The organism is Chloroherpetonaceae bacterium, from assembly GCA_025056565.1.
Taxonomy (GTDB): Bacteria; Bacteroidota; Chlorobiia; order Chlorobiales; family Thermochlorobacteraceae; genus Thermochlorobacter.
On the sequence record JANWWA010000014.1, the window covers coordinates 36,916 to 57,860 of the forward strand.

At 50.1% G+C, this 20,945-nt stretch carries 13 protein-coding genes and 1 tRNA gene; 4 read left to right on the forward strand and 10 right to left on the reverse strand.

Annotated features, from left to right (window positions below; all coding sequences use genetic code 11):
* The first annotated feature begins 37 nt into the window (after positions 1–37).
* On the forward strand, positions 38–1,708 hold the full coding sequence (gene dacB, locus NZM05_10510; GenBank protein MCS7014045.1) for a D-alanyl-D-alanine carboxypeptidase/D-alanyl-D-alanine-endopeptidase: 1,671 nt from the start codon (positions 38–40) through the stop codon (positions 1,706–1,708).
* Positions 1,709–1,742: 34 nt separating this feature from the next.
* On the opposite strand, the gene NZM05_10515 is transcribed toward dacB, so the two are convergent.
* On the reverse strand, positions 1,743–5,228 hold the full coding sequence (locus NZM05_10515) for a peptidase MA family metallohydrolase (protein MCS7014046.1): 3,486 nt from the start codon (positions 5,226–5,228) through the stop codon (positions 1,743–1,745).
* 365 nt (positions 5,229–5,593) lie between these two features.
* Between NZM05_10515 and rfaE2 the strand changes: the two genes are divergently transcribed.
* The 3 genes from rfaE2 to tsaE are packed head-to-tail and all read left to right on the forward strand — an operon-like array spanning position 5,594 to position 11,593.
* Positions 5,594–6,100, forward strand: coding sequence for a D-glycero-beta-D-manno-heptose 1-phosphate adenylyltransferase (rfaE2, locus tag NZM05_10520; protein ID MCS7014047.1), 507 nt, complete (start codon positions 5,594–5,596; stop codon positions 6,098–6,100).
* Positions 6,100–11,103, forward strand: a complete 5,004-nt coding sequence (locus NZM05_10525; GenBank protein ID MCS7014048.1) for a translocation/assembly module TamB — start codon at positions 6,100–6,102, stop codon at positions 11,101–11,103. The genes rfaE2 and NZM05_10525 overlap by 1 nt, the downstream gene beginning before the upstream one ends.
* Before the next feature lie 22 nt (positions 11,104–11,125).
* A complete protein-coding gene (gene tsaE, locus NZM05_10530; GenBank protein ID MCS7014049.1) occupies positions 11,126–11,593 on the forward strand; it encodes a tRNA (adenosine(37)-N6)-threonylcarbamoyltransferase complex ATPase subunit type 1 TsaE in 468 nt (155 codons plus the stop codon).
* 56 nt (positions 11,594–11,649) lie between these two features.
* On the opposite strand, the gene NZM05_10535 is transcribed toward tsaE, so the two are convergent.
* From NZM05_10535 to chlG, 9 genes are all read right to left on the reverse strand, one after another.
* Entirely contained in the window at positions 11,650–12,330 is a 681-nt protein-coding gene (locus tag NZM05_10535; GenBank protein MCS7014050.1) for a cytochrome c biogenesis protein, read from the reverse strand.
* Between the two features lie 2 nt (positions 12,331–12,332).
* Positions 12,333–13,298 carry an ABC transporter permease gene (locus NZM05_10540; protein MCS7014051.1) on the reverse strand — a complete coding sequence of 322 codons (966 nt, stop codon included), beginning with the start codon at positions 13,296–13,298 and terminating at the stop codon, positions 12,333–12,335.
* A gap of 3 nt (positions 13,299–13,301) precedes the next feature.
* On the reverse strand, positions 13,302–14,321 hold the full coding sequence (locus tag NZM05_10545) for a GNAT family N-acetyltransferase (GenBank protein ID MCS7014052.1): 1,020 nt from the start codon (positions 14,319–14,321) through the stop codon (positions 13,302–13,304).
* Positions 14,322–14,332: 11 nt separating this feature from the next.
* Entirely contained in the window at positions 14,333–14,920 is a 588-nt protein-coding gene (locus NZM05_10550; protein ID MCS7014053.1) for a bifunctional nuclease family protein, read from the reverse strand.
* A 189-nt stretch (positions 14,921–15,109) separates the two neighbouring features.
* Positions 15,110–17,641 (reverse strand): penicillin acylase family protein, encoded by a 2,532-nt coding sequence (locus NZM05_10555; protein MCS7014054.1) that lies wholly within the window; start codon positions 17,639–17,641, stop codon positions 15,110–15,112.
* 1 nt (position 17,642) lies between these two features.
* Complete coding sequence (locus tag NZM05_10560) at positions 17,643–18,671, reverse strand: aldo/keto reductase (GenBank protein ID MCS7014055.1); 1,029 nt, start codon at positions 18,669–18,671, stop codon at positions 17,643–17,645.
* 97 nt (positions 18,672–18,768) lie between these two features.
* The gene (locus NZM05_10565; GenBank protein MCS7014056.1) at positions 18,769–19,644 is read right to left on the reverse strand and encodes a fumarylacetoacetate hydrolase family protein; all 876 of its coding nucleotides are present in this window, start codon (positions 19,642–19,644) and stop codon (positions 18,769–18,771) included.
* Positions 19,645–19,735: 91 nt separating this feature from the next.
* Positions 19,736–19,809, reverse strand: a tRNA-Val gene (locus NZM05_10570).
* Positions 19,810–19,918: 109 nt separating this feature from the next.
* Positions 19,919–20,944 (reverse strand): chlorophyll synthase ChlG, encoded by a 1,026-nt coding sequence (gene chlG, locus NZM05_10575; GenBank protein ID MCS7014057.1) that lies wholly within the window; start codon positions 20,942–20,944, stop codon positions 19,919–19,921.
* Position 20,945 lies beyond the last annotated feature (1 nt).

Sequence of the window (20,945 nt, forward strand, 5' to 3'; positions counted from 1 at the left end):
TTCCCAAGACTACCCCAAAAGCAATAGACAGTTAGCGATGAGATATCCTCTCCGCAGTAACCAAATATGTGGCGCATTGATGTTCTCTTTTCTTCTCAGCCTTGTGTTCTCTCACTTTGCGCTCCCGCAAGAGATTTTCCAGAAAGGAATGTTTGAGCGCAAACCTTTGCCACCCCGCTCAAAAGCAGAGCAGCAAAAGCTTAAGGCGTTTAGGCAAGCATTAGAGCAACTATTTGCTCAGCCGTCTATGCAGCATGTGCTTTGGGGTGTGCGCATTGAGTCGCTCAGCCGAAAAGAAGTTCTCTTCAAACAACTGAGCGAGAAAAATTTTATTCCTGCCTCGAACCAAAAACTTCTCACGGTGGCAGCAGCCCTGACATATCTGGACACTGCTTTTCAATACACCACCAATGTTTTTGCGCGTGGTCGGCTTGAGCGGTTGCCCGATCATACAGGCGTGCTACAAGGCGACCTAATAGTAACCAGCAACGGCAACCCTTGTCTGTCAGGCAAATGGCTTGACCCTCAAAACGGCGAGATGGGCTCACCAACGCTGTTCTTCGAAGCTGTTGCCGATAGCCTGCTCAGCGCTGGCATTCGCATTGTCAAGGGCAACCTCATCGGCGACGATAGCGCCTTCGAACCATCGCCGCTCTCGCAAGATTGGTTCAATGGCGATGGCGAGTATGCGACTGGCTTGGAGTGGGACGACCTCTCATATGGAATGGCTGCACCTATTTCAGCTCTTTCCTTTAACGAAAATGCGGTCTGGGTGCAAGCTTTTCCCGCCGATACAGTTGGCAAGCCTCCTGTGATTGTTCTACTGCCCCCGACTGGGTTTGTCTCCATTCAGAACTATGCCACCACCTCTGCCAAGAATACACGGCGCACCTTATTGATTTCTCGCATTATGGGCACAAACACAATTGTCATTTCAGGTGAGTTGCCAATTACACAAAAGCGCGGCTACAGCGAGAAAATCTCCATTGAGCGGCCTGCAATGTTTTTTCTTACCGTGCTTTTAGAAACCTTAGCCAAAAAGGGCATTCGCATTGAGGGCGAAATTCGCCGAAAGCACACGGCTGAGACATTTATCAAGGATTCTCTGCGCCTGATTGCGCAATATCGTTCCCCTTCACTGATGGAAATTTTAACTTACCTGCAAAAAGAAAGTAGCAACTACCTTTCGGAGCAAGTTTTGCGGACAGTTGGCGCAGCCTATCAAGGCGGTGGGAAAGGTTCACTGGAAGCTGGGCTGCAAGCCATGCGCAAAGTGCTGTCCGTTGCTGGTGCCAAGCCAGAAGAATTTCTTGGCTTTGATGGCAGTGGGTTGAGCCGCAAAAATCGCATTTCACCTGATGCCATCCTCAGCCTTCTGCGCTGGTTTTACCACTCCAGCAAGTTCGAGACTTTTCTTAAAACCTTAGCGATTGCTGGCTTCGATGGCACGATGCTGGAACGCTTGCGCCACACCAAAGCTGAAAAGCGTGTTTTTGCCAAAACAGGTTACCTTTCAGGCGTGCGCACAATTTCTGGATACCTCTATGGCGAAAACGGCGAGTGGTTTGCGTTCTCACTGATGGCAATGAACTATACTCAAGCACGCCGTGACATTGAGGAACTGCAAGACAAAGTTCTGGAGCTTCTTGCTGACTTTGCCGCTAAAGCTACGCCTGCCAGCGACTTCGCTGCTCCTGCTTCGCCTTAGCCTTACTACGCTTAGGGCTTTTTGCACTCCGCAGTTAGAAATCACTGCCAAGCGAAATGTAGTATCGTGGCTCTGAAAAGCCCTGATTGTAGTATGCCCATGCCATATCAAAGCGTACCACAAAGCCTAAGAAGACGGTGCGAATGCCCCAGCCTGTACCTGCCAAAATGTCAGTGTAGTAAGGCGTGGTGCCATTAGGCACATCACGCAGGCGCAAACGCAAACGCTTCTCGTCAGACCATGCTGCCCCTGCATCGACAAAGATGGTGCCCATCAGGTAGTAAAGCGGGATTGGAATGGGACCTAATGGCAAGGTTTGCACAAATGGGAAGCGAAACTCCAGATTCACCAGACCAAAGCGCGTGCCGTTTTGTGCATTCAGATTGTGCCCACGCAGTGGAATGGCTGGCGTAGTGAAGATAAAGTCCTGCACAGCGCTAATCGGTATGCTATTATTCTCAAACTGGCGGTTAATCCAATTCTCTGTGCCACCAATGAAAAAGTTTTGGGGCGTGCCGCCAACGCTGGCTGCACCTGAGAGCCGAATCACAAACGAGTAGTAGCGTGCAAAGTCAAAGTAAGTGCGATAGTCAAAAAGCAGTGTTGCAAAATTTACACGACTCCCTGCGGTGCCCGAGAGGCTGACGGCATAGCGCGTGCCCGAAATTGGCGCGTAGAGGAAAGGCCGAGAGTCATCGTGCGTAAAGGTCACAGATGGGTAGAAAAAGCCCACGCTTTCATTGCCAAATGTGCCATCCAGATTTTCTTTGGACAGGGTCAGGTAACCCACACTGAAATCAAATCGGTCAAAGCGGGTAAGCGGGTATTGGGCGCTCAGGCTTGCACCGTAGAGACGGAATCGGAAGAAGTCAATAAAGTTCGGGTTTGTTGGATTCTGCAAGCCTAAAAAGCGCGCTTGGTGGAAAGCGCTGAACGCATAATCAATGCGGTTCGCCAAGTAGGCATATGTGATACCATAGTCACTATTCTGCAGGTCGAACTGCAAATTGGTGAAGATGCTAATTTGGTGGTTGCCTAAAAGGTCGCTGAAAGCAAAGATGCCTGAGCCGCGTGCTCCCCAAATCGCATCATATCCTGCCCCACCATAGACGATGTCAGGCGTAAAGCTCAGACGATAGCGCTTTACTTTGTATTCACCTTCCTCGTCTACTGCGTTTCTCGGACGATTCTCTGCAATCGGACGTTTCTCAGGTTCTTTCAATTTCTCCGAGAGTGCATTTAGGTTGGCGCGGTCGAAGACGAAATTCTTGACATTAACACGTGGCTCGGAGACGATTACGGAGTCACCGGTGGCATCAGATGTTTGGTTGGCTGCTACATCCGACTTTGGTTGAGCTGCTGTCTTAGCTGCTTCTCCGCCTTCTGCAAACACATACTTTCTTGGGTTAAAGCCGAGCTTATTTTCAGGGCGTGCCGTACTGGCAGAGTCTTCCTTCTTGGGCTGCGCCGTTGCCTCACGATGCAGTTTCACCAGCGAAGAAGATGGCAACCCCGAATGCGGCGCAAGTGCCAGTTTCGGCTCATTGCCGAACAGGTGCGCTTGATACTGTAGCGCCTTTGTGCGCAGTAGCCCTGTATTTTCGGCAAACTTCAGCGTTTGTGTTTTAACCATTACCTTGCCCCAAGGTGTGGGCTCCAGCTCACCATTTTTGAGCGTCGTCTTGACCTGCCGTTCGAAGGGCATTCGCAGCATATAGATGTCAAAACCGCCGTAGTCTAAGCCGACCCCCAAGAGCTTTGTGCCATCACGGGAAATGGAAATATGGCGAATACCAGACAGAAGGTCAGTAATTGGACGCACCTTCGGTTGTGCCGCCGGCAAATTTTCTAATGACGCCGTCGCATCGACCAGTGGCCCTAAGTTCTCCGTGCCGTCCAAAATCATCTCATAGATGTTATAGACGCCATTGCGGTCAGAGACAAAGAGCATCTTCTTGCCATCTGGACTGAGCACTGGCGAAGATTCATCGACCCCATCGGTGGCGGTTAGGCGCCGCATTGTAAAGGTTTCCAGCGAAATTTCATACAGATCATTCTGCGAGTAGTCGTGCAACCGCATCTTGAAGACATCTTTGAGCGGTCCCTGTGTCGATTTGTATCGATTCTCTTTGGAGAGAAACTCTGGTGAAATCAGGGTGTAGTTGCGACGGTCAGAAGCAAAATAGATTTTCTTGCCATCGGGTGACCACTTCGGGTCAAAATCGCTGAAGACATCATTGGTTACATTAATCATCTCCTGCGTCTTCATATTGTAGATATAGACGTCGCTGCGGCAGTCCTGATTGCCAATGAACACTAAGCGGTCGCCATCAGGAGACCAATCCACGGAGAAGATACCATCAAACTCAAAGGTGAGTTTTTCGGTTGCACCTGTCTCCACATCAATCATCATAATCGCATCGTATTCACCTGCTTTGGTTGCAAGGGCAATTTTCTTTCCATCAGGTGACCAAGTAATGCCGGGTGTCAGAATTTTCAGCTCCTCAAAATCAGGCCCACGCTGACCTGCTACTAACCGTCGCTGCTCTTTGGGGTTGAGCGTAGAGCCAACATAAATATCAAAATACCCACTGCGGTCAGTGATGAAGGCAAACTTGTCACCCTGCGGCGAGATGGACGGCGAGGTGTTGTAGTTGCTCCCATCTTTGCGATGGTCGGTGAGTTTTTTCATAATCTGGTTAATGTCTTCTCGGCGCGCAATTTCTGGCCAGTAAGTCACTTTTTGCTCACGCAACCACTTTTCAGACAGCTCCTCAATTGACAGACCAAGCGAGCCACGAAATGCCGCATCTAAGTTGCGTGTGGCGCGCAGGCGTGCCATAATCTCCGAGATTTTCTCCCGACCGTACTTTTCAGAGATAAACTTCCAGACCGACTGCCCACCCCGATAGGCAAAGTATCCGTAAAGGTAGGGAATCGGTGCAAGGTAGTTGTTGATAATTGCATCATTGATGAACATATCGGAGTTGGTATCCCACTCCAGTGCTTGATATTCCGCAATGCCTTCGTTGAACCACAGTGGCAGTTGAATTCGGATGTTGTTGGCAATTGCAGACTGCACGGAGCCACCGTAAATCATATCATTGACCACAGCGTGAATCAACTCGTGGTGGATGACATGGCGAAAGCGCCGATAGTCCCCATCGAAGGGGATGACGATGCGGTTTTTATAGAGCTCTGTTACACCGCCCACCCCTTCTTCAAGATACTCATTGATGACATTGTTCTGCTGGAAATCGTTATGCGACTTGTAGACGATAAATGCAATGCGGTTATTGATTTCGTATTTGAAATCTTTCTTGACTGTCGCATATGCTGCCTCGGCTGCATCAGCCGTGAATTTGGCTAGGTATTCTCCGCCTTCGGTGAAGTAGACATCGAAATGCTCCGACTGGATATAATACCACTCGAAGTTGCGATACTGCACCTTGTTGCGGCCAAAAGCAAAATACTGCGCTGATGCTGAAGCGGGCACGAAAATGACTTGAAATAGTAGCATAGCTGTTGCCACGAGCCAAAAGAGAGTGCGATGGGCTAACATAGTCCTGAAACCTCGCTTTTTGTTTATACGCCCGATTTACAAGGTTCAACTTAAAAAAGAGATGTAAAATTTCAAGTGCGCTGCAATTGCTTGCTGCAAAATTTTGACACCATAAGCTTGCACTCCGTTTAACCATGTTGCTTATACGCAAAGCCTAACAATACCTCTTGCCTTCTTTTAAGGCAATGGCATGTAGGTTTTGCTTTCACCGCCTCCTTAGGTGACACCCTTGCTTTTTGCGACGCCTTGATTTTTGCGCCCTTTTGCCTTCGCACTTAGCTTCTAAAATCGCAAATTTGCATCAAATTCTACCCGATATCACAATGACAGACTTGGAGACTGCAATTTTACCGCTCGATGCTGCCCAGAAACTTGTCAGCCGAATTAAACAACAAGGGAAAACTGTTGTCTTTACAAATGGCTGTTTCGATATTCTTCACGCTGGGCATGTGCAGTATTTGGAAAAAGCCAAAGCTTTGGGCGATTTTCTGGTGGTTGCAATCAATAGCGATGCCTCTGTGCGGCGCCTCAAGGGTGAGCACCGACCTATTAACTCGGAGCAAGACCGTGCGTATATCCTAAGCCGATTGAAACCTGTCGATGCCGTAGTGCTCTTTGACGACGACACGCCACTGCGCATTATTGAAGCGCTCTTGCCGGACGTGCTTGTGAAAGGCGGAGACTGGGCTTTGGATAAAATTGTCGGCAAAGAGGTGGTTGAAGCACACGGCGGTGAAGTGCGCACGATTGCATTTTTGGACGGTCGCTCTACTACAGGCACAATTGAAAAAATCCTAAACGCCTACTGTAAATCAGAGAGTCGAGCCTGATGACTTCGCTAAGTGATAAGATATGGCTATCTCTGGCATGGCTGGCGCAATGGTTAGTTCGGCTTTTGAGTTTCACATTCCGCAGCGCCACGCTTTTGGGCTTCCTGCTCCTGATTACCGCTGCCGCCTTCTATGGTTATGCCCAAACAGAACATGGTAAAGCGTTCTTCAAAGAAAAAATCCAGACAATTTTCAGTGAGTTATTCAACGGTCGGCTTGCATTTCATCAAGTTACTATTGCATTTCCGAATGAGATTGCTATTGACAGCATCAGGCTGTATGTCGGCGTCGACACTCTGCCAAGTCTCTCGCTCAATAAGCTCACACTGGAACTTGATGCTGATGTGCTCTACGATGGTGTGCTGAAAGGGTTTGGCGACCGCATTCACCTGCGTCGCATTGCACTTAGCCACCCCGTCTTGCAGCTAATGGAGGATAGCACAGGTCGCTTTACGCTTTTGCAACTGATAAAATCAGATACCACAACCACGCAGGATACGCTTGCTACTGCTCTTCCGAAACTCATCTTCGACGAGATTGCGATTGACAACGCACACATCACTTGGTATCGCTTTGCTGGTCAGTCTGCAGTGCCCGATTCATTGAAATATGACAAGTGGGAATTTGCGCATGCTTCGCTGCAGGCTTACTTTGAGTATCAAAACGACATTTTCACGTTCATTTTGCGCGCGTTGCACTTCGATTTGCCAACTAAGCACTTCACACTGGAGAGTGCTTCCGGGTTTCTTTCGCTGAACAGCGAGCGCGTAGAACTTATAGGTTGGCGCGTGCAGACGCGTGAGTCAATGTTAGCCTGTCATGCCTCGCTCAGCGGTCTTAATCTCTTTGCACCCATCACGAAGGAGGCGATTGAAAAAACCCGCTTTGCCCTTGAACTTGATGTACCACGGGCAGTGCCAAAGGAATTTCAGCCTTTTGTGCCCGATACGCCTTTGCCCGAAGGTGAATTCTCCACACTGATTTTAGCACGTGGCTGGCTCAATAACTTTACGCTCTCACCCAGCTACCTACAAACCCCCAAAAGCCAAATTCACCTTTCAGGTGAAGTGGTTGGCATTGCCACGCTGGAAAACCTCTGGGTGAACCTTTTGCTACGCCCCTCACAACTCTCTATTCCTGAGCTGTATGAGCTGTTTGGAATAGAAGGTTTGAAAGATTATCGCAACTTGGGCACAGTAGAAGTTGAGGGCACCTATCGCGGCACGCGTGACAACTTCAAAGCTGATGCAGCACTGCACTCTATTGCTGGCACCCTTCGCGCTAATCTTGAGCTGAGCTTTCGGCAAGGTTTGCCCATTACCTACATCGGTGGGATTGAGACGGAACATCTTAATCTTGGTCTTGCGCTGGGTGATTCATCGCTTTGGAGCAACATCAACTTCAACGGCGAAGTTAACGGCAAAGGCACAGATTTTCAGCGCCTAAGAGGCGTTGAGTTTCAGCTTAGCGGTCGCTTAGAGCCATCGTCGCTGGCAGGGCGCAACATTTCATCGGCGACGCTTAATGTTAGAGCTGCGCGGCAAAAAGCCGAAGGCGAGCTGAAAGTTTTTGCAGACGAGCAGTCCTTACACTTTACAGGTGAACTGGACTTTAAGCCAACAGAGCCGACCTACAAAGGTCGCGCACAATTTACAGGCTTCAATCTCGGTAAGTGGATTCGGGACGATAGCATCAAGACCTACCTTACGATGAATTGCGAGTTAGATGGCGAGAGTTTCAGCTTAGATAAGGTGAGCGGTCGCTTTGAAATTACCTTTGACTCTTCCACGGTTGGCAGGCTTTACATCGTTTCTGGCACGAAAGCCTCGTTAGATGTTCGGCAAAGCGATAGCCTCTCTATGGTGCGACTTGAAAGCGATGTTGCAAACTTTGAAGCTGATGGACAGTTTAATCTTTCAACACTCTTCAACTTGCTTTTGCTGCAAGGTGCAGTTATCAACGAAGAGATTTTGAAGGACAATATTTTCCGTAGTGAGGCGCAGCAGCGCCGCTACGAATATCTGACACGACGCACCGATCGGCTCACCAGAGAATTGCAACGCAAATCCCGTCGCCACACCAGCGAAGAAGAGCTTAGCAGCATCTCGGACTCAATGCTGGCCTTGCCGCCGCTTAGCGTGCGCTATAAGCTCAGTTTCAAGAGTCTTTCGAAAATTGCCCTGATGCTGCGCTCTGGCTACTTTAATGCAATTGGCTCAATGGAAGGGCGCATTGAAAGCCAAGCTAATCGCTGCTTGTGGCACACTTCACTGACGATTGATTCACTTCGCTATGGCACGATACTTGCCGCGCGCACCCTTTCAGCTTCACTGCGCTACTCAGACGATTTGCAAACTGATTCAACTCAGCGACGCACCTTTCACAACTTAAATGCGCTTCTGCAAGCCAATGTTTTCCGAATGAAAATCGGCGACCAGCGCTTTGTGAAAACAGCTTTGCGCGCCAAATATGCCCCCAGTGACCTTGATGTCAATCTGCGCACAACGCACCAAAACACGCGTGGACTGTTTGACCTTGATGCCGAAGTGCGCACAGTGGGTGATCAGTATGTTATCCAATTGCGTGATGCAACTTTTGCTACACAAAACTACTTTTGGCAAAACGATGCGAATGCACAAATCATCATCAGCCGAGACCTTGTAAAGTTTGAAAATCTCCGCTTCATCAATAATGAACAGGAAATCGTTGTACTCGGTGAGTTTCGCCTTACTGGTCAGAGCGAACTTTCATTCCGCATTCAAGACTTTTCACTTTCGGACATTCGTCAGTTCTTTTTCGATTCACCCAACACAAAGCTGGGTGGGACACTTAACCTCACGATGAATTTAACTGGTAACTTTATCTCTCCAGTTATCACGCTGACCAGCACGCTGGATAATTTCTTCTATGAAACGATTGACATCGGACACCTTGATTTTGCTGGGCGGTATGAAAACAAGCGCTTTACCTTTGAGCTAGGCGCAAATACCGATAGCGCACGCTACCGTGCATTCAATTTACCGCTCAAACCCTACACACACATTCGTGGCGAAGGCCGACTCCCGATTGACCTCTCTATTAACGCTGAAGAGCGCTTGCTGCAAAATGAAGACATTTGGGTAGAAATCGCTTGTCCAGACCTCAGCCCTACGATTTTAGAGTTCGCAGCGCCCGTGCAGCGCGTATCGGGTGCAATCGGTCTTCGTATTACATACTTTGGGCGATTCCCAAGCCCAACGCTTAAAGCCGTGCTGACTGCACAAGATGTTCACGCTACGACCACTGCTTCCGGCGTGGAGTATATTATTAATGGCAGTGCCGATATTACGCCTAATTTGGTGCAATGGCGCAGCGTCGATGTGCGAGACAAGCAAGGTGGCCTTTTGAGAACCAGCGGTACGGTGAGAATGTCTGACTTTGATGTTCAGCGTTTTGATATTCAACTCAGCTTTAGCAAGCTCTTGCTCTACGACAAGCCCGCTGGTCGTAGCGAAGAGCTTATTGGTCGTCTTATTGCAAGTTCCGATGAATTACGCTTTTCAGGCACGATGAAAGAGCCAGTGCTCTCTGGCACGCTCCGCCTTGATGGTGGGCGGCTTACGCAATTTCGCTCTGGCTCGAGCAAAGGCTCACAAATTGTCGAAGCGTCCAAATTCATCACGACCATTGTCGAAGAAGACACCTCGCTGGAAGCACGCCTGCGCCGCAATCCAAAGCTAAACCTTACGCTGGACGAAGAGTTTGAGCTTTCCGAGACGGCACGTGCCATTCGCTCGGCTTACAAAGCCTCATTTGTTGACGAACTGTCTATGTCGCTACGGATTGCAACAGTGCAACCCTTGTCTTACACGCTTGTCTTTGACCGCTTCTTAGGCGAGCAATTAGATGCCCTCATTGAAGATATGGCGCTGACGATTAACAAGCAGAAAACCACATACCGCGTATTTGGCTCTGCCAGCATCACATCAGGGCGATATAACTTTTATGGCGTGGCATTTAACATTGAGCCGGGTGCCACAATGCGCTGGCTTGGCGGCGGGCTAACCGATGCAGTCTTGGACATCTTTGCACGCTACCAGACGCGTGTGCTCTCTACAACCCGCAACGAGCTTGATAACATTATCTTGCGTCCACACATTGGCGGCACGGTTGATGACACCCAAATTGAGATTAGCTACATTCTCAACGAGCGCACTTATCGTGCGCCGGGTACTCGGATTGCAGGCGAAGAAGACCCTAATGCCGCACTCAATTTCATCACACTGCTGACTGCGCGCCGATGGTATGCACCGCCCGGTAGCGCCAGTGGTGGAAGTCTATCTGGTGGTCTACTCACTGGCGTTGGGCTGTCAGCGGGTGCTGGCTTGCTTTCGTCGCAAATTACGCGTCTTGCTTCGGCTATTCAAGGCGTGCAGGCGGTTAATATCGACTTTGCACGTGACCGCAGCGGTCAAGTCGCTGGCGTCGACTTCTCGCTTGAGTATGCTGTGCCAGGCACAGACGGCCGGCTGGTTGTTACAGGCTCTGGCTCTACTGCGGCTGTCGACTCGCTCGGTCGCACCAACAATGCTATCAGCAACTCCCAGCGCTTGGAATACCGCATCAGCCGAAACCTTGTCTTAGAAGCCTTCCGAAATTACGGTCCTAATAATTTCAACCTCTTCAATAACACGATTGCCGAAGTGTGGGGCATTGGCATTTCCTACCGTGAGACCTTTCACACTTGGGGTGAATTTGGTGAGCGCTGGAACGCTTACTTTGATGCCTTCACACGCTGGCTTTCGGGCAGCAAATCCGATGACAAGGAGAAAAAACCCACCGTTGATTCAACTATTGTACCGAATGCAGTATCGCGTGTAACGGTGCCGAGTCGTCCAACTCCAACTTTGCAGGACTCTGCGAAAGCTACCAGAAGTGCAGGCGCAGACTCGACCGCTGCGCCAATCGCTGTGCCTGCTCCTGCTTCGGACTCGACTGCTGTTTCACGACGACGATTACGCTAACATTCAAATCAGTGCAGAGAACTTGACGAAGGAAATTCTTTCTCGTTCTGACGAAGAAACCCGAGAGTTTGCACGCCAATTTGCAACGACTTTGCAGCGTGGCGACATTGTCGCTCTCATTGGTGAACTGGGTGCAGGTAAAACACAGTTTATACGCGGCATTGCCGACGTGTTCAACGTTGAAACCGAAGTAACCAGCCCCACTTTTGCCCTGCTTAACATATATGAGGGTCATGTGCACGGCAAACCCGTTAAGCTCTATCACTTCGACTGGTATCGCCTGCAAGACGAGGAAGAACTCTATCACATTGGCTACGAGGATTACCTCTACGGCGAAGGTCTCTGTATGATTGAATGGGCTGACCGCTTCCCAAGCAAAGTGCCCAAGCATGCTCGACGCATAACGATTGAACACGCTGGCGAGACAGAACGCCGCATTGTGATTGAGGGTGGTCTACCCATTGCCCGTGCCGATACTTTCTGGCGCTAGCCGTTGCTTTTTCTGCCGTTCCTGCTTAGCGTGCTACAGCCCCTCTAGCCACCATGCTACACGGTCTCAGTGGCTACGGACGCTTGTTCCAGCAACCGCGCTGCACGCACGCGCAGATTGTGCAGCCAGAAAAACAGCGCCACAAATCCAAGAATAGAGGCATAGAGAATGAGGCGAATTATAAGGTCGGTCGTGGATGAGATAGCAGGATTGACATCGCCTTTGTCAGACCCCGGATGCAAGCCCGGCACCATTCTTGGCAAAATGAAATAGAGAAAGATGAGCGCTGGGAAGGAAAAAATGCTGTAGACGCTGGCAAGACTTGCGCGCTTTTCCGCTGTGGGCACACTGGCTCGCAAGGCAAAGTAGGCAGAATACATCAGGAATACGAGGAAAATCGTGGTCTGGCGTGGATCCCAGTGCCAAAACTGCCCCCAAGTTACTTTCGCCCAAATTGCCCCTGTAAGCATGGCCAGCAGATTGAAGAGAAAGCCCAATCCTGATGCTGCCTCCGCTGCCACGTCGCTTGCTAAATCTCCCGTGCGCAGATACTTTACGCTATACCAGACCGATGTAAAAAATGCCACCACTGCCGTAATTGCCATCGGCACGTGGAAATACATATTGCGCGTGGTCTCGCTTAGCATTCCCACTTTGTTTGGAGAAAGCAGCGCTGCCACAATTACTGCCACAAACCAGACATATAAGCCTATTTGAAACCAGAGCTTTCTTGTCATTGCTAATTCAGTTTAATTCTTGGGTCTACGACGGCATAGAGCACATCGGCTATCAAGTTGCCCAAGATAATCAACACCGCTGAGATAAATGTATTGGCAATAATAAGCGGATAGTCGCGTGCAAAGATTGCTTCCACTGTTACGCGCCCCATTCCTGGGATAGCGAAAATCACCTCTACAAACAAAGCGCCACTGAAAAGAATCGGAAAGGAATTGCCCAAGATGGTAATAACGGGCAAGAGCGCATTGCGCAGCGCATGCTTGTAGATGACAGCGTATTCAGGCAGCCCTTTTGCGCGTGCAGTACGCACATAGTCTTGTCGGAGCACTTCCAGCATACTTCCACGCACATAACGCGCCAGACCTGCTGCATTGCCTACACTCAGCACAAAGACGGGCAAAAAAAGATGCAGCGCTCTATCCCACAAACGCTCGCTGAACGATAAGGTATCTGCACCTACACTCTCCACGCCAGACGCAGGAAGCCAGCCCAGCTTTAAGGCAAAGAGAATGATGAGCATTAGCGAGAGCCAAAATTCCGGCATTGAGTAGATAAACAAGGCTAAAATGGTTAGCCCTCTGTCGTATAGCGTGCCCTGTCGGACTGCAGAGAGCACGCCAAGCAAAATGCCGAAGAAAAACTGCAGCGTCAGTGCCAGTGTCGACAGCAGCAGCGTGATTGGCACGGCTTCTGCAATGACATCAAAAACTGGTTGCATTCGGCTAAAGCTCTGCCCAAAGTCACCTTGCACCACACGCGATAGCCACTTAACATACTGAATCGGCAGTGGGTCGTTAAGACCAAATTGTTCGCGCAATTGCTCGGCAACTTTTGGACTGATACCGGGTGCAAGGTAGAGTGCTGTGGGGTCGCCGGGCGCAAGGCGAATGATAAAAAACGTGAGCGTAAGTACTCCGAAAATGAGGGGAATTGCAATGACAATGCGGCGCACAATATAGGTCAGCATTGCTCAGAGCAGTTTTCTAAACGTGCTTCGCAATACGCCTTTGGCGGCAAATTTTTCTTTGAACTCAATCAGTGAGTAGGCAGGGGTCATTTGATTTTCGTGTTGCACATTTTGCGAGACGCCGATATCGACATACCGACAGCCCTTACGAATAGCCCAGTGCACCACTTCATTCATCACATAGTGAATCGGGTGATAGGCTGAAAATTCGTAGTTCAGCATATTGTAGAAGCACAGTGCCACCTGCGGGTTGCACAGAAATACCAAAGACCCACCAATTGCTTTGCCTTTGAGACGCACCAAAAACAGGAAAATGTTATCGGGAAAAAGGTGCTTTAGGCGATATAGTTCATCTAAGGTGTGGGTTGGCTTTGCGCCGTGCCGTGCTTTGTTTTCCAGTAAAATTGGATAAAATTCATCAATACCAGCCGTTCCCTCACACAGCTCAATTTTCAAATCGGGGTTACGCTGACATTGATGAATATAGCGGCGCACCGTGCTCGAGAAATACTTGGTGAAATTGTCGGTCGGCTCGAGCTGTATTGCATGCGAAATGTAGTGCCTCTCAAAATCAAAGCCCTTGAAAGCCAGGGCATAGTCCATATCCTGAATGAGCCTCTTTTGATAGATGAATGGCGCATGCGTCAGCAGGATTTTCTTAAAGCCCTGCTTTGCAGCATAGCTAAGGAGTGCATCGACCAGATGCTCGTTATCTGGATACTTCAGTGCTGGTAGCACGAACCCTCCGTAGCTTGCCCCAATAGGCGATTCCAGTGTTTTGCCGCCCTCCATTACTGCGGCCGGCAACACTGAGAGCAACTCTCTTCCACGATAGAAGAGCAAATGATGGAACTCGAAGCGACCTACAGGGTGGTAGCTCAAGAAGCGCTGCAAGTGAAAAAATGTGCCATTGTTCGAGCGCCAGACAAAATCGTCCCAAAGCACTGAAAGCGAAGGCTCATATAGTCGTACTTCTACGGTTGCCCGCTTGCTCAGGACGATAGGCGCAGACAACGGCGACATTTCCCTTTTGGTTAGGAACGGCTTTGCAGCTTGCTAATTTCATCGCGTAGCCGTGCCGCTTTTTCGTAGTCTTCTTTTGCAATCGCCTCGTTGAGCTTTGCGGTCAGCTCCTCGAGCTTGCTCATTGGAGATGTGCGTCGCTCTGCACTGGCGCCAATGCCGATGCCAAAGCCTTGTTGCTCTGGGGTCTTTTCATCAATAATTCCTGCCTCGTTCATCACCTCTTCGGAGACATAAATCGGGGCATCGCAGCGCACTGCCAGAGCAATCGCATCGCTTGGACGGGCATCAATCTCATGCGAGACGCCCGAATGCTCGCAGATGATTTTGGCAAAGAAGGTTTCGTTACGCAGCTCATCAATCATCACCTCTGAGACATTGATATTGAACGTATCGGTGATGCTACGAATGAGGTCATGTGTGAATGGGCGCGGAGGCTTAATGTTTTCTAATCTGAGCGCAATCGCTTGTGCTTCAAAGCCCCCAATGATGATGGGAAGTTTGCGCTTGCCGCCCACTTCGAAGAGAATTAGCGCATATGCACCGTTGCTGTGTGGGCTATTGGAAAGACCAAGAATATCAACTTGAATTTTCTTCATAATCCACGCTATCGTTGAGGTTCAAAACACCTGAATTTGTCGTTTTGTTGAAGATACACCAAAGAAAGTAGAAAAAGCAAGCAAAGAAACTCAGCGCTTCTTTTCTCGTTTTTCATACCTCTTTTTCAATCGCTATTTACACATTCAACGTTCATTATGCAAGTCTCTCCAGGTTGCTCCCTTTGCATCTCAGGGGTGCTGTGCACTGAGCTTAGTTTGCACTGGCACAAGGAGCGTCGTTGGCGCATTTTTTTCCTGCAATTGCCTCAGGTTCATCGTAAATCGCCGGAGCTTGCCTTGTAGCCAAAGCGGCAACTGGTCAGCGTAGTGCGGGCTTATTACACTGCCGCTGTTGCCACCGGGCAGCACGCTCCAAAAGTCCTGTTCTGACAAATCCACCACTCGGCGAGAACTTGCGCCTAACTTTTGCGAGGCATCAATCAGCGCCGTGCCTGTGGAGTCTGATGAGCGGTAGGGATACTCGCCGTTGTTGATAGTTGTCGAGGTGCCCGCCGTTCTAAACGGACCTAAATTGAAAACCTTCCCTAATGGATTTTCCGTGCCGTCTTTTGCTTTCTGACCGAACACGTGGCGCAGCGTAAGCTGATGCACGCGTCCCCATTGCCAATCGGCTTCATTCTCACCAATTTCACGGCGCAAAATTTCCACCGCCTCATTAAAACTTTTGCGAATGATGTCGTCTCGTGTTTCTACAGCACGGGTGCGCACATCATCAAACCAAATGTTGTAACGCACCACTTGCACAACCGTGCTATCTTTCACCTCTGTTACCACAGTGGAGTCTGCAAGCAACTGACCTATTACGCGGGTTGGCGCATTTACCAGCGAGAGGTAGTTCTGGAAGAGATTTTCGCCCAGTTCATCGTGTAGCGTGTTGCGCAGCAGTTGTTTTAGCCACTGCGAATAAATCGTTGCAGCAATTGAGTGCGCTTGAAACTCGCCGTTCCAATTGCGCAAAAATTGAATCGGTCTTTGATGCATGCTCAGCGTATCGTTTGCCAGCGCACTCAGTAAAAACCTTAGCGTCTCTTGCGCAAAAGGCGAGATCACATCGGTTTGCATTTTCTCGAAGTCCTCAGCTGAGAATCTTTCCTTGCTGCGTAGGAGTGCCGTGATGCGCTCGGCGCGGCTTGGCGGTTCCCAGAGTGCAGAAATGTAGTATTTGTAGCCATCGGGCACGATTTTGTTATTTGCTGTTACAATCATATCCGATGGGGGATCGAAGAGCATTGGCAGCTCATCAAATGGCACGAAGCCTTGCCAATCTTGCTCTGGTTTGCGTGCATCACGGAGCAAAAAGCCCTGCTTGTCGAGGCGAATGGGGAGTTTGCCTGCAGCTTGATAGCCGATGTGCCCCGCTGCATCAGCATAGAGAAAATTCTGCCCGGGCAAACCGTAGTGGCGTAGCGCAGCTCGGAAGTCCTGCCAGTTCTTTGCTTTGAGAATGCCTAAGAAGGTGGCCACTTCATCGGACAGTTCTTGTCCTGTCCATCTCATTGAAATGGTGTAAGCATCTAAGAGTGGCGACTGGGCTTGTTGAAAACCGCTGTAGATTTGGTCGGAAATCACCACGCCGTGCCGTCCCCACCGCACGCGAAGCGGCACACTGGCTGCACCTTTGAGGCGAATTTCCTCCACACGCTCTTGCAAAGTCTCAGTTGAATCCAGTAGAGCGAAAAAGTCGCAGTCATCGAGCATCATATTCGTCAGCCCCCATGCAATGGAGTCATTTCTACCTAACACAATGCAAGGCACGCCGGGCAGGGAGCACCCAGCGGCATTGATGCCTGCTGCCCTGCAACAAAGATGCATTTCATACCAACGCGCTGGCGCCGAAAAGCCCAAGTGAGGATCATTTGCTAAAATCGCATTACCTGCAGCAGACTTTGAGCGCGTCACAGCCCAGCTATTGCTACCGATATGCGAACCCATCACTCCTGCAAACTCTCGATATGCCTTATCCAGCTCTTGCCATAAGCGGAGCACTGCAGCCGTGCGCTTGCTTGTATCTGGCAAAGCGGGCAAAATGGTCGGTTTATCTTTCGGGTAGTCAGGGTAAAGGTGCTTTGCTTTCTCGTAGCCAACTTGTGCCGTGATGTCCGCTAAGGCCACATCAATGTGCCAAGCAATGTTGAGTTCCCAGCCCATTAGGCGCGCAATAGCAAGGCAGTCCTCTGGTCGCCACGCTGCTGGCTCATACTGCAGAATGTCGAACTCAATTGGCAGCACAGCTTTCCCCGCTTTGATTTGCTCGAGATATGCATTGACGCCCTGCGAATAGGCTATCAAGACCGCGCGACTTTCAGGCGAGAGTATATTGCTATTCCAGAGTGAATCAGCAATGTGGCGTAATCCAACTGTTCGGAACAGCCGGTCGAAGCTCAGTGCCGATTCACCCAAAATCTCAGCCAGTTCACCTTTGGCAGCACGGCGTGCCAAATCCATCTGCCAGAGTCGCTCTCGGGCGTGTGCAAAGCCCTGTGCAAAAAAAAGATCGGCTTCGCTTTGCGCTTCAATGTGTGCCGCAGCATATTCGTCGTAGTAGATTTTCACGACCTGCTGCAAGCCTTTTATCTCAAAGCGCGCCTCATAGTCAGGCACGGATTTACGCAGGATAGCGTAGAATGCCGCTGCAGCTCCACAGCCAATTGCGAGCAGCGACAGCGATAGCCCAATGAGAATTTTCGTTGTTCGCTTCATTTTAATCGTATCGCCGTTCGATGTGGTCGTAGATGCCGCCGTAGAGCACGGTTTTAATGGCGTCGGTTTTCAGAAAGTCGTGTGGAAAGCCAAGTTCAATGGCGCTGGCTTCGTTGAGTTTCGCTATTGCATTGTCTGGTAGGGTCAGGTTCAGTGCGCCGAGATTATCCCTAAGTTGGGCTTCGGTGCGTGCACCGATAATTGGAATGACAGATTGCTTCAGGTTCTGGCGTGTCCATTGAATCGCAACTTGTGCGGGGGTTACACCCAGCTCTTCGGCAACCTGCACCACGACTGCGGCAATTCGTCCTGCACGTTCAGAGCGGCGCGAGCTATGTTCAGGCAGTCGTCCTGTTTCATTGCGGAGATACTTGCCCGTCAGTGCACCGCCGCCAATTGCTCCCCAAGGCGTAACCGTTAGCCCGAAGGCTTTCGCCATTGGCAAAAGTTCTCGCTCTGGTGTGCGCTGCAGCAAGCTGTATTCAATTTGAAGCGCCACAAACTTTGCCCAACCGCGCAGCTCTGCCAGTGTATTGGCTTGCGAGACAACCCACGCTGGCGTATCAGAAATCCCGATGTAGTGCACTTTGCCTTGTCGCACAAGGTCGTCCAAGGCGCGCATAATTTCATCGACAGGCGTTGTGGCATCCCACATATGGAGCCACAGCAGGTCAATGTAGTCAGTTTGCAACCGTCTTAGGCTTTGCTCGACGGAGCGCATCAGGTTCTTGCGGTGATTGCCACAGTAGTTTGGATCGCTAAGGCGGTCGTAGAGCGAGTATTTGGTTGCGACAACAAAGTGGTCACGGTCGCTGGCAATGAATTCGCCGACAAACTTTTCGCTTGTGCCTTCGGTGTAGCGATTAGCGGTATCAATAAAATTGCCACCCGAATTGGCGTAAAGATCGAAGACGCGCTTGCTTTCGTCTTTATCAGCGCCCCATTTCCATTCTAGGCCAAAGGTCATTGTGCCCAGCGCAAACTCTGAGACCCTCAGGCCTGATGGACCGAGCAGTTTGTATTTCATCATTAGTGGTGTGTTTGAGGCTTGCTGTTTGTTTTTACAAAGAACTATACCACCTGCAAAGCAACAAGTCGCTGAGCGTCATGCTTTCTAAAAGTCAGTTTCAGACAATTTGATTGCGTGTGTAGCCCAGCCGTTCAATGCGCATTTCTACCACATCGCCAATTTCGAGGTATGGATACTGCGTATTGTCCAGCTCCAAGAGGCAGCCTGTGCCAACTGTGCCGCTGCCAATTACATCCCCTGCATAAAGGCGCACATCGCGCGAGGCTCGTTCAATCATCTGTGCAAATGAGTAGTGAATGGTCTTAAAATTGCCTCCCCCATACCGCTTGCTATTGACATAGACTTCCATTTCCAAGTCTAATTTTTCGCCGACCTTTCGGTCGCTTAGTTCATCTTTGGTTACGAGAAATGCGCCGAGCGTGGTCGCAAAGTCTTTGCCTTTGGCTGGTCCTAAACCTACTTTGACCTCTCGCATTTGCTCATCGCGCGCCGACCAATCGTTCATTATGCAGTATCCTGCGATATACTCTTCGGCTTCCTCACGCGAAATGTTTATACCGTTTTTGCCAATCACGCACGCCAGCTCCAGCTCATAATCCAGCATCGCTGTCCAGCGTGGCTTTCTAAGTGGCTCAAAGGGTCCAATTACCGCTTGATGATTGGAAAAGTAGAACACAGGAAATTCATACCACTCTGGCGGCACTTCCAACCCTCGTTTTTGGCGAGCGTTTCGAACATGTGCTTCAAACGCGTAAAAATCTCGAATGGAGCGTGGGCGTGGCACGCATGCCAGAAATTCCACTTCGTCGAAAGACAGTGCAGGACCTGCTGGCTCAATGCCTGAAAAATCATTCTGACAGGTCTCCAGCAACTCAATCATTGAACCAAAACGCGTGGGGAAAATTTTTTCCTCAGTTGCCACACCCACACACACCGCTTGCGAGGCGCGGTTGCGAATGGTGCAAAATTTCATTGCAGCTTATGCCAGATCCTTAGCTGGACATTTGGCGCACAGCTCCCTCGCACTCAGCGCTAAGAGATGTGCAACGCTCAGGAAGACCACGTGGGCTCTGAGGGATTCGAACCCCCGACCTACTGGGTGTAAACCAGTCGCTCTAACCAACTGAGCTAAAAGCCCTCTTACTTGCTAAGTTCTGTTTAATCGCTTTGCCCTGTAACTTCTGACGTAAGTCCTCAAATTTAACCGTTCCGACTGGCTCTTGCAAAATCTACTGCTACTCAATCCTCTATGGCTCAACGGCTAAGGCACACACGAGCATACCTGCCACCAAGAAATTTTGCGCAATGCCGTTATACCACACATCACGCGTGCGAGGTGATTGCACGAAGTGATACTGTAGCCACACCTGCGGCACGATAAAGAGCAGAATCAGCAGTCCATTCACCCACTTGCCCAGCGCAAACATATAAGCTGCAGCCAGAAGCTGCCCCGTATCGATGAGCACGGCGGCAATCACCGCTGCGTTATGCTCACCATACACAACTGGCAATGTGAAAATTCCGACGCGCTGGTCACCCTCAATTGACTTGAAATCATTGACTGTCATTGTGCCTGTGCTCGCAAAAGCATAGCAGAGCGAAATTATCACTGACTCAGCCGAGATTGAGCCGCGATAGAGCACCTCGCCAGACAGCCATGGATAGACAAGGTATGAAAATGCTACGATGATATTGCCCCACCACAGCCGCTTTTTCAGCTTAATGGGATTGGCACTGTAGAGATGCGCATTAATGATGCCTAGAATCACATGAGCCACAATGAAGGGGTGCAACAGCCATGCTACGCCGACGGTTAGAACCGTCCAAGCCGTAATCAGAATCGTCGCATCTCTTAGAGAAATGTCGCCTGCGGGAATCGGACGCGTCGGCTCGTTGATGGCGTCAAGGTCGCGGTCGAAATAATCGTTTAGCATCTGGCAGACCCCTGTAGCCAGTGGCCCAGTGAGCAAAATGCCCAGCCAGAATTTCCAATCTGCAAGGTTTGACCAGCTAAACACACCACTTGCTACTGCGCCGCACACAAAGCTCCAGATAACTGGAATCCAAGTAATTGGCTTGAGGAACTTCAGTAGCAGCTCAAACTTGGTGAGCTTTACGCGCTTAGCCTGTTCCTTAGGCTCGCGAATGCCAGAGGTGCGCGCAAGGCGCGTGTCGAGCGAAAAGTCTGTTTGTTCCATCTGCAACCGCCGTTTGTGCAAGAGACTTTCCTCAATGCGACGGTTCGGCTCAATGTGTTCGGGTGTCTCAGGCATT